This window comes from Anaeromicropila populeti (genome assembly GCF_900112775.1).
Taxonomy (GTDB): Bacteria; Bacillota; Clostridia; order Lachnospirales; family Lachnospiraceae; genus Anaeromicropila_A; species Anaeromicropila_A populeti.
In genome coordinates this window covers 23,234-36,692 of record NZ_FOYZ01000003.1, presented here as the reverse complement: position 1 = coordinate 36,692, position 13,459 = coordinate 23,234, and the positions used below count along the sequence as shown (strand labels likewise).

Annotated in this window: 9 protein-coding genes; 7 read left to right on the top strand and 2 right to left on the bottom strand. The window is 34.2% G+C overall.

Going from position 1 to position 13,459, the window contains the following annotated elements; genetic code table 11:
• Window positions 1-26: 26 nt before the first annotated feature.
• The 5 genes from BM305_RS04295 to BM305_RS04275 all read left to right on the top strand — a co-directional run bounded on the left by BM305_RS04295 (window position 27) and on the right by BM305_RS04275 (window position 4,380).
• Window positions 27-908, top strand: a complete 882-nt coding sequence (locus BM305_RS04295) for an NAD(+)/NADH kinase (RefSeq protein ID WP_092559476.1) — start codon at window positions 27-29, stop codon at window positions 906-908.
• A 5-nt stretch (window positions 909-913) separates the two neighbouring features.
• Window positions 914-1,369, top strand: a complete 456-nt coding sequence (argR, locus tag BM305_RS04290; protein WP_092559475.1) for an arginine repressor — start codon at window positions 914-916, stop codon at window positions 1,367-1,369.
• 135 nt (window positions 1,370-1,504) lie between these two features.
• On the top strand, window positions 1,505-2,233 hold the full coding sequence (locus tag BM305_RS04285) for a YebC/PmpR family DNA-binding transcriptional regulator (protein WP_092559474.1): 729 nt from the start codon (window positions 1,505-1,507) through the stop codon (window positions 2,231-2,233).
• A 153-nt stretch (window positions 2,234-2,386) separates the two neighbouring features.
• On the top strand, window positions 2,387-3,673 hold the full coding sequence (locus tag BM305_RS04280; RefSeq protein ID WP_092559473.1) for a LysM peptidoglycan-binding domain-containing protein: 1,287 nt from the start codon (window positions 2,387-2,389) through the stop codon (window positions 3,671-3,673).
• A 143-nt stretch (window positions 3,674-3,816) separates the two neighbouring features.
• Complete coding sequence (locus BM305_RS04275; RefSeq protein ID WP_177214541.1) at window positions 3,817-4,380, top strand: C39 family peptidase; 564 nt, start codon at window positions 3,817-3,819, stop codon at window positions 4,378-4,380.
• A gap of 80 nt (window positions 4,381-4,460) precedes the next feature.
• On the opposite strand, the gene BM305_RS04270 is transcribed toward BM305_RS04275, so the two are convergent.
• A complete protein-coding gene (locus BM305_RS04270) occupies window positions 4,461-5,753 on the bottom strand; it encodes a hypothetical protein (protein ID WP_092559471.1) in 1,293 nt (430 codons plus the stop codon).
• A gap of 314 nt (window positions 5,754-6,067) precedes the next feature.
• On the opposite strand from BM305_RS04270, the gene BM305_RS04265 reads away from it, so the two are divergent.
• A complete protein-coding gene (locus BM305_RS04265) occupies window positions 6,068-9,931 on the top strand; it encodes an Ig-like domain-containing protein (RefSeq protein WP_092559470.1) in 3,864 nt (1,287 codons plus the stop codon).
• Between the two features lie 106 nt (window positions 9,932-10,037).
• On the opposite strand, the gene putP is transcribed toward BM305_RS04265, so the two are convergent.
• Window positions 10,038-11,555, bottom strand: coding sequence for a sodium/proline symporter PutP (putP, locus tag BM305_RS04260; protein ID WP_272481940.1), 1,518 nt, complete (start codon window positions 11,553-11,555; stop codon window positions 10,038-10,040).
• 170 nt (window positions 11,556-11,725) lie between these two features.
• Between putP and recN the strand changes: the two genes are divergently transcribed.
• A complete protein-coding gene (gene recN, locus BM305_RS04255; protein ID WP_092559469.1) occupies window positions 11,726-13,405 on the top strand; it encodes a DNA repair protein RecN in 1,680 nt (559 codons plus the stop codon).
• Window positions 13,406-13,459 lie beyond the last annotated feature (54 nt).

Sequence of the window (13,459 nt, the reverse complement as noted above, 5' to 3'; positions counted from 1 at the left end):
ACGTACTTTTAAAGGTAGGTATTAGAATGGAACGATTTTGTATTATTGTAAATAGCGAAAAAGATCATAACCATAAGACAGCTTTATATATTATGGATTATTTGAAAAAAAAGGATAAAAGCTGCTTTCTGGCAGCATCCATTACAAACAGTGGTTCAGCTGACCGGATAAATGAAATTCCTGAGGAGACGGAATGTGCAATTGTACTGGGCGGTGACGGAACAATTATTCAAGCCGCGAATGATTTGGTTCACAGGGACATTCCTATTTTGGGGGTTAATCTTGGAACAGTGGGTTATTTAGCTGAAATTGAGAAACAGAATATTGTGACAGCATTAGAGAAGTTATTCGCAGATGACTGTCAGATAGAAAAAAGGCTGATGCTAAATGGAGAAGTTTTCTCAGGTAATAAAAATGCAGAAGGTGAAGGCATATTAAATCTTCACAAGGGATGTGCATTAAATGATATTTTTGTGACAAAAAGCAGTGTGTGTCGATTAGTCGAAATAAAGCTTTATATAAATGAAAAATTAATTGATACATATGTTGGGGACGGAGTAATTATTTCTACTCCAACAGGTTCAACAGGATATAATCTTTCTGCGGGAGGACCTGTTCTGGAACCTGGTATCAATGCTTTAGTGATTACACCGATTTGTCCACATTCGTTAAACAAGAGAAGTCTTGTGGTTTCAGATGTTGATAAGATACGTATGGAAATAGGCCGTTGCAAAGAAAGACATCCAGACGAAGCGGTAGTATATTTTGATGGCAATGAAATCTCACCTCTTGTAACAGGAGATTTCATTTCGATAACGCGGGCAAAGGAAAATACTCAAATTATTAAGCTTACGGAAAATAGTTTTTTTGATATTTTAAAAAACAAATTGGGAAGGGAAAAGGTATAGAAGCTATGAAAGTTGGCAGACAAACCAAAATAATAGAGTTAATCAATAAATATGATATTGAAACTCAAGAGGAGCTGGCAGATCTTCTGAATGCAGATGGTTATAATGTGACACAGGCAACTATTTCGAGAGACATCCGGGAATTAAAGCTTACTAAGGTATCCGTAGATGGAAATCATCAAAAATATATTATTTTGCAAAATCAAGAATCTGGTCTATATGAAAAATATGTACGTGTGCTGAGGGATGGATTTCTTTCCATGGATCGGGCACAGAATATTTTGGTAGTCAAGACGGTTTCAGGTATGGCAATGGCAGTTGCTGCTGCATTGGATAATTTAAATATTAATGGAATTGTTGGCTGTATAGCAGGGGATGACACGATTATGTGTGCAATCCGGGATAATGATGCAGTTGTTAATGTGATGGAAAAGATCAACAAGTTAGTGAATGGCAGATGAGTCTTTCTAAATGAGAAAGTCTCATACATAACAAGAAAAGTACTTGTAAGATGAAAGTAACAGTGATAAAATAAGAAAGATTGATTATTTTTATAATTTGAAAAAAATAGTATTTTGTGAAAGAGGAGAATGAATATGTCAGGACATTCTAAATTTGCCAACATAAAGCATAAGAAAGAAAAAAATGATGCTGCAAAAGGAAAGATTTTTACTATTATTGGACGTGAAATTGCGGTAGCAGTAAAGGAAGGCGGAGCCGATCCAGCTAATAACAGCAGACTGCGTGATATCGTTGCAAAGGCAAAAGCAAATAACATGCCTAATGATACAATAGACAGGGGTATTAAGAAAGCCGCAGGCAACTTGGCAGGTGTTAATTATGAGACGATTACTTACGAGGGATATGGTCCTAATGGAATTGCAATTATTGTAAAAGCATTAACTGATAATAAAAACAGGACAGCTTCTAATGTCCGTAACGCTTTTACAAAGGGTAATGGAAACGTGGGAACTCCAGGCTGTGTATCTTTTATGTTTGATATGAAAGGTCAGATTCTGATTGATAAAGAAGAATGCAGCATGGAAGCAGATGAGCTTATGATGATTGCACTAGATGCGGGAGCAGAAGATTTTAACGAAGAAGAGGACAGCTTTGAAGTTCTGACTGATCCGGATCAGTTCAGTGTAGTTCGTGAGGCACTGGAAAATGCCAAAGTAGCCATGGTTCAGGCAGAAGTAACAATGATTCCACAAACTTGGGTTACGTTGACAGATGAAAAGGATATTAAGTTTTTCCAGAAAACCCTTGATTTACTGGATGAGGATGATGACGTACAAGAAGTATGGCATAACTGGGAAGAGTAATAGCAAGGGTTGAAATATTTTTTTTATTTCTAAAGCACTTACTTTGGTAGGTGCTTTCTATTTTTTTTAAGAATACAACGATAGCTTAGGTATTAAGTGGATATATCCTTAAAACAAAACATATATTATTATAAATCCGTATAGGGGTAAGTTATGGAAATATATGTTGTTAAACAGGGAGATACTCTTCAATCAATTGCAGATAAATTCGGATTTTCCGTACAAAAATTAATTCAAGATAATGGGCTTGAGGAGACAGATTACCTAATAATCGGTCAGACGTTGGTAATCGCACATCCTCAACAAGTCTATACTATAAAACAAGGTGATACTTTATTGGATATAGCTAATAAATTTAATGTTTCTATAATCCAGATATTAGCAAATAACCCAGAACTCTCTGATAGAGAATACATTTACCCAGGTGATACTATTATCATATCATATAATACTGATAAGGGTAAAATCATTACGCATGGTAATACAGATCCCAATATAAATAAGGATATACTTAGAAAAACTTTACCGTATTTAACGTATTTATCGGTACTAAATTTTACTGCTACAAAGGAGGGAGAGATTATCACCTATTATGATGATAATGAAGTAATTCAAATTGCTAAAGATTATGGGGTGGCTCCACTTATGATGCTAACAACTGCAACTTTACAAGGAGAAGCAAACATTCTTACTACATTTGATATACTTCTGAATGAAGATTTTCAAAATAGAATTATTGATAATATATTAAGAATAATTGAAACGAAAGGTTATTATGGTATAAATATATCTTTTCAATATATCAATATATCAAATCTGCATTTCTATGAAAACTACTTAACTAAAATTACAAATCGCTTAAGTGAAGAAGGATACCAAGTTTTTTTAAACGTAAATCCCAATGTATCATTAGTTAATAATGAAGTGTTTTTTGAAAAAGTCGATTATACAAGATTAAATCAATCAGCTCAAAATATTATATTTACGACATATGAATGGGCTGAACGAATAATGGCGCCATCACCTATTAGTTCTTTTTATAGCATGGAAAATTTTATAAATTATATATTAAACTATATACCACCAGATAAAATAATTATAGGAATAGCAACGATTGGATATGATTGGGAGCTGCCGTATGCACCTAAAATTTCTAATGTAAATAGCTTATCTTTTGAAGGAGTTATTGATTTAGCTAGAAGTGCTGGAGCAGTTATAAATTATGATGAGGTATCACAAACACCTTATTTTAGATATACATTTGGAAATAACCTCGAACATGTAGTATGGTATATTAATTCTAGAAGTATCAATGCAACAATGGAATTAGTGTCCAAATATAATTTAAGTGGTATTAGTGTATGGAATATCAGGGTATTTAATCCACAGCTTTGGTTAATAATTTCTTCACAATATGAGATAGAAAAAATTCTTTATTAAAGCACTTGATTAAAGAAGGAAAAAGTTAGAAATTAAGTTGGTATGCTATTTATTATGAGTCCGATATGTAACATGTTCTCCTACATCCTCATAAGATAGGATACAAGGAAAATTCTTGAATCCATTTTAATATGAGGCGCAGAATGAAAAAATGTAATTTGATTAGTAAGGATATCTGTATGATACACGTTCCTTTATGCCGTCAGGGAACAGCATATACTTGTGGGGTGGCAGCTGTGCAGTCGGTGTTAGGTTACTACTGTATAGACTACAGACAGGATATATTGGAAGAAAACCTGAAATCAAACCCTCAAAGAGGAACAAAGGTTGAGGAAATTATTAAGTTTGCAGAATCAATAAATGCAACAGGAGAATTATTACTTAATTTAAAAATTGATTGTATCAAGGAATATCTTTCTCTTAATTTGCCAGTCATTCTGATGATTCAAGCGTGGGGAGAGAAAGAAAGTTATGAACAGACGTGGGAAGACGGACATTATGTAGTTGCCTGTGGATACGATAAGTATAATATTATATGTATGGATCCTTCTATACTGGGGAATTATACTTACATTTCTAACGAAAAGCTTCTAAGTTGTTGGCATGATCAGTCAGATGGGATTAAATATGAAAAGGCAGGAATTATTATAGTTCCAACTGATTTTAGCTGTCTATACAATCCAAATGAATTAAAAACGCTCAATTGAATCCAACATAAATATAAAGTGGGGAATACCATAATATGGAATTCCCCTTTATATAAAATGATGATGAGCGATAATAAAAATCAATTATATTTAATATTTTTAAGCATTTTCAAAATATAAGCTTCAATTTCATCCAAAGAACTTGGTTCACCATCAATGGAAAAAACAGAATCTATGTAAACCAGTTCAGTATCGGTCTGAAAAAACAGAAAGTGACTATCGATAAAATAATATTCAGCCAAATCTCGCATATATAAAGTGGCCTGGTTTTCCTTACGGTAATCATTATCATCAAATTTTACTGGCATAAAAATACCTTCATAGCCTTCTCTTAATTGTGAAAAAATATTTTTTTCATCAGAAGAAGATTGTATTGGGAAATTCAGTAAAATTCTAATGGGACTGCCTACCGTTTCTTTGCCGCGATATACCTTGTCCACACGAATCGTCGCAATGGCCTTGTAAAATGAATTGCCTCTGCCCATTACAATTTCTATATTTTGAATATCCTGGATATATCCTTTCAAAATGGAGGTATTATATCTTGTAAAAATATCAGTTTCACTAAGCCAATGCAAAGAAGAATCTGACATATAATCTTCATCATATATTTTTTCATCATCGGAAAGATAAAAGACTTTAACATTTGCAGAAGAATTTATAAGGATAATATCCGATGGGCGTTCCTTGTTATGTTTTTTATATAAAAAAATAGAGCAGCCAAAAAAAATAATGAATAGTGAACTAAAAATAATAAGTCTTTTTTTAAATGAAAACTGCTTTTTTGCAGCGGCATTATAGGCAATTGCATCAGCTAAATAGGATAAAGTAGTTTGACTGTATTTCTTTGTAAAACGAATACAATCTTGTATATGAACAAATGTGCTTACTTCAATCTCAATTTCACCAAACTGTGTTTTTAATGTCTGCATGGAATGAGTCAGTAATTTTTCAATTGTATCAGTACGCAGGCCAAAAATACCAGCCAAATCTTCAGTACTGCTTTTTTCACTATAATAAAGGTGTAAAAGAATTCTATAAAATGCTTTTAACTGAAAAAAGGTATCAAGTAAAAAGCCTTCTTCTTTCGATAGTGAATTTCCAAAAGAAGAAAAAATATTAGGTCGAATAAAAAAATGTGTTAGTAAAAAAAACTTGCTTTTCTGTATTGTAATTTGTGTGAGCCAAATTTTTTCATGTCTGGAGTTCTCAAATAGTGGTCGTTTGTTCAAATAAGATAAAAAGACTTCCCGAACAATTCGTTCAGAATCCATCGCATTTTTAGTGTAGATAAAGGCAACTTTTAATAAATATTTAGAATAATTGTTAACGGCATATTGTATACTTCCGTCTAAATCAAACTGATTCGACATTTTTTACAACCCCTTTATATTAATTCCCCAAAATATCGTTATTCATATCATAACATAACTTTTTTTTGTGGTAAACAAAAAAATTAAATAATTTTTAATAAATCGCTAATTTTTTTAAAGAATGAGCCGATAATTTATTTAGGATAGTTTACGCTGCGAAGGAAACAGCTTATTGTTATATTCCTCATAATATGACCGAAAGCTGACATGTAAATGCCATAAAATGTTGCTAACATTTATTTGTGTATATATGAAGCTGTAAACATTAAAGTACAACTATAGGTAGAAGAGTTGTAAATACAAGGAGGTAGATAATGAAGAAATCATTTATAGTTTCAAAAAATATAATTGGATTGTTTCTCATCTTTCTAATTGGTTTTGCAGTCTTTTCCATAAGATTTTCTGGTTTTTCCAATGCTGCATCGAGTGATATCGAAATTCTTATTAATAATTCACCAATTGGAAATGATCCTTATGTGATGAGAACGAAAACATTAACATTGCTATTTAATTCACCAGGTCATCCAGTGTATGCCAATGACAGTGCATATACCATTGACTGGTTTGTTGCATCTGCCGCTGAACAGCAGATTATTGATGTGACTTCATCAGAAAAGACAGTTGCTATTGTTACAGCCAAAAAGCCAGGAACAGCAACGATTACGGTTAAAGTAAGCTATACAGATGCTTCTGGAACCCAGATGGAAGTAGAGAGTATGACTTGTCAGGTTAAAGTACTCTTTTCCATTGATACTTCAGTGGATACCAGTTTTAAGAAGATTTCTTCCAGTGCAGAACGAGAGGCACTTATCATGTCTGTAGATGATGTTAAGGATATGCAGTTAAACTTTGGTAATGCCACGGATACAAATTGTAAATGGACCTCTGATAATGAAGATATTATTAAAGTTACTACCAGTACGTCAAGTAATCTGAATGGTGGTACTGTAACGGCAATAGGAGCAGGAAAGACTACGCTGAGAGCTTCTTATACACCAGATAATGAAACAACTGCCATGACAGATTCCATTGATGTGTACGTTGTTCCCAAGTTTAGTGAGGATAACGTAACATTTTATACATCCAATACTCTGAAACTTCATACAGGCTCAATGATTTTTACCGATACTGTATACGAACGAAATGGTGGGGGTATAAAAGATAAGCTTACATGGATTATAGAAAAGAATGTGAATGGTTCCTCTCAGATTATTGCAGACTCTATTGGAAAAACTTCTGATCTGATTAGCTTAGATGTAGTATCCGATACTCGTTCCGGACTTCGGGTAAATGCCAAAGCAGGAGAATATACAATTAAGTTTTTTCCAAAAGGAATTTATGAAGCAAATCAAAATGTAACACTAAGTGAAATCAGTGATACGTTTTATTCATCCATGAACCTGATTGTATATGGTGAGTTTTCTGATAAAACAGCTACTTTGAATATTGGAGATGGATACAATGTTGCAGATGCCTTTAACTTAACTGTTTCTGATTTTGTTTCAATTTTCGGAAGTTATGTATCATCAGATGAAAGCAATGTATTTTCTTATTTGCCTTCCTCAGCTATGGGTACTGCATTAACAAAAGGTGATGCCAATATTATTATTACAATAAATAATAGTTCACTGGCACAGTATTTATCTGAAGCAGCGATTTCAGCGGGTGGATATACAGTGAAGATAAATGTGATTGACAGTTTATCACTGGATCGGACTAGTGTAACACTTGCTTTAGGAGCTGAACTACAGTTGGTAGAAAGCCATACGTCCTATGGAGGAACCTTTACCTGGTCTTCAAGTGATAAGAATTATGTTACTGTAACACAGAATGGTTTGATTAAAGCAATTAAGGTAACAGAAGATAATAAGGATGTTACAATTACGGTTACCCAGACTTTTTCAAATGGTAATATTAAGAAAGCAACATGTCTTGTAAAAGTTGTGAATACAGTTACAAATATTTCACTGAATTATGACGAGGTAGTATTGGAGGTAGACAAAACAGTTACGATTCTGGCTACCTTTACACCAAATGTAAGTACAGCACCAATTAAATGGCTATCTTCAGATGAGGAATTAGTCAGTTTATCTGTGGCAAGTGATAATAAGAGCGTTGTTGTAACAGGTAAAAAAGCGGGTAAGGTTATCTTGACTGCGGTGAATAAGGATAACTTTGTTACAGCGTGTGTGACCATTACAGTGCTTTCACCGATTAAGACAATTAATCTTAACCAGACGCAGGCAACTGTTAAAATGAATCGTGAAGTGGTAAGACTGAAGGCAACATATACACCTACAGATGCAACTAGCACTGATTTGAGATGGACCTCGTCCAATACAGCTGTTGCAACAGTAGATGAACAAGGTTTAGTTACTTTAGTCAGTGCAGGTACTGTTATTATTACAGTACAGCCAGAATATAATCCATATTTTGTCATGGATCAATGTGTAATGACAGTTGTACAGTCAGCAACTGGGTTCTATTTATCCCAGTCATCTGTAACGCTGGAGGTCGGAAAATCGCAAAAACTGGAATATACATTGAATCCATCTAATGCTACAACAAGTATTACATGGAAATCACTTGACACGTCAATTGCGACAATAAGTTCTACAGGGACTGTTACAGCAGTAGGAAGTGGTAAAACTCATATTATTGCAACGACAGAGGATGGAGCTGTTGATACCTGTACTATAATCGTTACCCAGGCTGCTTCTGGAATTACGTTAAGTGTTTATGATTTAACATTAGGGATTGGAGATACTTATCAAGTAATTGCTAACCCATCTCCAGCTACTAGTTCTGAAACAACCTTTACCTGGACGTCAAAGGATCCGTCTATTGCTACAGTTACCAAAGCAGGAAAAGTTACCGGTGTATCTGCTGGTTCTACGATTATTCTTGTTAAAACTGCAAGTGGTAAAGTGGAATACTTATATATTACAGTTTTTGCAGATGTCACAGGGATGACCTTGAATTATACAACAAAAACAATTGTAAAAGGCAAGACATTTACGTTAAAACCTGTATTCACACCAACCAATCCATCTAACAAAAATGTGAAATGGCAGTCAGCTAATACGAAAGTTGCTACTGTAACTTCTGGTGGTGTTGTAAAGGGTATTAGAGGAGGGGTTACTGTTATAGCCTGTATTTCAGAGGACGGTGGATACGTTGCAAACTGTGTTGTTACAGTAACACAGGTAGTTACATCCATTACTTTGAATAAATCCAGTTATACATTGGGAATTGGAAAAACAGTGAGTCTGAAAGCAACAATAAAATCAAACTATGCTACGAATCAAAAATTAAAATGGACCTCTTCCAATATTAAAGTGGCAACGGTAAGTTCAAAAGGCGTTGTAACAGGTAAAAAACTAGGAACTATTACCATTAAGGTAGCAGCTACAGATGGAAGTGGTGAATACGCTACTTGTAAAATACGAGTAGTGAGGCAGGCAACCAGTATTACTTTAAATAAGACGACGTTAAGGATGTTGGTAGGAACTACTACTAAGATACGTGCTAGTGTTTCACCTTCTACTGCCACATATCGAACTGTAAAATGGAGTACTTCAGATGAAGAGGTTGCAACGGTGGATGTAAATGGAAATGTTTCTGCTGTCAAAGAAGGATCTTGTAAAATTACTGCGAAAGCAAAGGATAATAGTGGAAAACAGGCTGTTTGCTGGGTATATGTTTCTAAAGCAGTTGCTTCTACCAGTGTTTCCGTTTCGCAAAAGGATATGGTCATGGTTAAAGGTACAGCAGCGATGGTTTCTGTCAGCATATCACCAAGTAATTCAACGGATAAAGTGTATTTTTCCAGTGATAATAAATCTGTTGCAAGTGTGACTTCAAGCGGAAGAGTTACAGCCAGAAAGCCAGGTGTGGCAACGATTACAGTGCGCACAAGCAGCGGCAGGTATGCGTTAGTTAATGTTACGGTAGTTGGTTTAAATATTTCTTCTTTATCTTTAACCCAATATGATACCGCCGATTTGTGGGTGGAGGAGATTGGAACAGGAGTTAGATGGTTTTCTGAAAATCCTAGTATAGCAAGTGTATCTGCAGGTCATATTATTGCTAGGAAAGTAGGAAGAACAAGAATTGTAGCAGTAGTATCTGGAGTGAAATTATACTGTACTGTAAATGTAACTAGAAGTGTAAGATAATTTATGAATCGGGAGTTCTCTTAATTTTATGTAATAGAAAAGGCTGTTGCACCAACTGATGAAAATCAGCAATGCACAGCCTTTTTATAATATAGCAAAATTAATATTATACGGTTGAATTTTTTACTGAATCAAATTCTTTTACAATTTCATCAGAAGGCTTTTCATCTATTAAACTAACAATGAAAATTAGTAATGAAGAAAAAATAAAAGCTGGCAGTAATTCATACACCTCAAATATTCCCCCTAATTTGCTAATCCATAAGGACCAAGTAATGGAAAGTAGTCCACCGCCTACCATTCCGCTGATAGCACCTTTTAAGGTAGTACGTTTCCAAAATAACGAGAATAATATCAATGGTCCAAATGCAGCGCCAAAACCAGACCATGCATAAGAAACCAGTTCAAAAATTGAACTATTTTCGTCTAAAGCAATTATCATAGCAAAAATCGCTACAAGAATAGTAGTTGTTCTGGAAACAAGTAAAATCTGTTTATCTGTTGCATCCTTTTTAAATAACTGCTTAAATAAATTGTTAGCAACAGAGGAAGAAACCATAATTAACTGAGAATCAGCAGTACTCATAGTTGCTGCTAAAATACCAGAAAGAACAATTCCAGCTATAAATGCAGGAAGAAAAGTCTGAGTCATCAAGATAAATATTGTTTCTGCTTCAGAGGAAGTAGAAAGAGTAGAAATTCCATTAATACCCTGTGAAGAGAGCGTTGCGCCAACAAATCCAATACAAACAGAAACTGCTAATGAAATGATTACCCAAATCATAGCGATTGAACGAGATTTTTTTATTTCTCTTGAGTTGCTGATGGCCATAAAACGAATTAAAATGTGGGGTATTCCAAAGTATCCCATACCCCATGCCAATCCAGAAATCATTCGTATAATACTATACGGCTTTGCTGTTCCTGAAACTGGATCGTGTGTTTGAAATAATTTTAAATATCCTTCCAGACTCTTTGCATGATCAATTACTGGTCCTATACCACCTGCATGATAAATACCAACAATTAGTACAACAACAATGGAGAAAGACATAAGTAAACCTTGAATTAAATCAGAGGTGCTGGCAGCCAGAAAACCTCCCATTGAGGTGTATAATACAATTATGATTCCACATATTATCATAGTGGGAATATAATCATAACCGAAAACACTTTTAAATAGTTTTCCGCAGGCAGAAAAGCCTGTTGCAGTGTAGACAGTGAAAAAAACAATAATCATGATAGATGAAATCGTCATTAAAATGTTTTTCTTATCACGAAAGCGGTTACTAAAAAAATCTGGAATTGTAATTGAATTATTACAAACCTCCGAATATTGACGCAGCCTTTTTGCAACAAGTTTCCAGTTCAAATAAGTACCAATCGTTAATCCGATTGCAGTCCATCCAGCATCACCAAAACCTGTTAAATAAGCTAAACCTGGTAAACCCATCAATAACCAGCTGCTCATGTCAGAGGCTTCTGCACTCATTGCAGTGACCCACGGACCAAGCTTTCTGCCTCCAATAAAATAGTCATCTGACGTTTCATTCTTTTTACCAAAGTATATGCCTATGCCAAGTACTACCAGCATATAAGCACCAATGGCTAGTAAAATAATCAATCCTTTATCCTCCTTGTTTCATAGTATAGTAGCTACTATTTTAACATATCTGTACCAACTTGACAATGATTCATAAATAAACAATAGTTTAGTTAAAAAAAGTCCTTGAAAATTAAAAAATAGTATGCTATGATAGACACAGAACATATGTTTGATTGGAGGCGCATAAATTGCTCACGAATTTACATGTTAAAAATCTAGCTATAATTGAGGAAATTGAGGTGGATTTTACACAACGATTAAATATACTGACAGGAGAAACAGGCGCAGGTAAATCTATTATTATAGGTTCTATCAACATTGCCTTAGGTGGTAAAGTACCTTCTGATATCATACGTAAGGGAGCTGATTATGCGTTAATCGAACTGGTATTTCAGGTAGAACAAGAAAGCCTCACCAGCAAATTAATTGAATTAGATTTACCTTTAGAAGATGGACAGATTATTCTATCTAGAAAGATAATGAGAGGAAGAAGTGTTTCAAAGATTAATGGTGAGACCGTTCCCACAGCAGTACTGAAGGAAGTAGGCGGATTTTTAATTGATATTCATGGACAACATGAGCATCAGTCACTTCTTTACAAGAATAAGCATCTTGAAATACTGGATTATTATGCAAAATCAGAATTAAAAGACTGGAAAGAAAAATGTGATATTTTGTATAAGCAGTATCGTGATCTGCGTTCTGAATTTGAAAAATCAAATACATCTGAGGAAGAGAGGAAGAGAGAAATCTCCTTTCTTGAATATGAAATAAATGAAATTGAAGCAGCACAATTAAGGCTAGGTGAGGAAGAAGAACTGGATTTGAGGCACAAGAAACTCTCCAATATGGAAGCAATCGTAGAAGGGGTTTCTAACATTTATCAGATAACGGCTGAATCTAACCGATCCATATCTCAGGAATTGAACAGAGTTGTTAAAATAGTGAATAAGCTGTCAGAGTTGGATTCGGATATGGTGGGTTTTCAAACTCAGATAAGTGATATAGATAGTCTGTTAAGTGACTTTAATCGGGAATTACATAATTATATAGTGGATTTAAATTATGACGGACAAGAGTTCGGACAAGTTGAAGAACGCTTAAATTTGATTCATCGTTTAAAATCAAAATATGGAAATAGTCTCGAGAAGATTAATGAATATTACAAAAAGGCAAAGGATAAATTAAAAACATATCAAGAATTTGAACAGTATCAGGAGGAGTTGCTTTGCAAGTTAAAAAAATCCGAAGAGAAGATGGAAAATTGTTGTAAAGCCATTTCTAAAATTAGAAAGAAAAATGCTAAAGAATTATTTGATAAAATATATCAGGCACTATTGGAACTAAATTTTTTAGATGTTAATTTTAGCATTGAATTTAAACAGTTGGAATATTTTACAGGAAATGGATATGATGAAATAGAATTTTGTATCTCAACAAATCCAGGGGAAGATATGAAGCCGCTTGGAAAGATTGCTTCTGGCGGTGAACTCTCAAGAATAATGCTGGCAATCAAATCTGTTTTAGCAGATAATGATCAGGTTGGTGCACTTATTTTTGATGAAATTGATGTGGGGGTAAGCGGAAGAACTGCACAGAAAGTTTCTGAAAAACTGGCTGAAATTTCCAGAAAGCGTCAGGTCATTTGTATCACTCACTTATCACAAATTGCAGCGATGGCGGATACACATTATATTATTGAGAAAAGTAGTGAAAATCTTCATACTACTACTACCATTCGGCGATTGGAACAGATGGAAGAAATCATGGAATTGGCAAGACTTTTAGGTGGAGTTAAGATTACAGACACCGTAATCGATAACGCAAAAGAAATGAAAGAATTGGCAAGCGTCACTAAAAACTGCTAGTTTTAAAATTTTATATTATCATATACTAACAAAAAGGATATACAGTAGTGTATA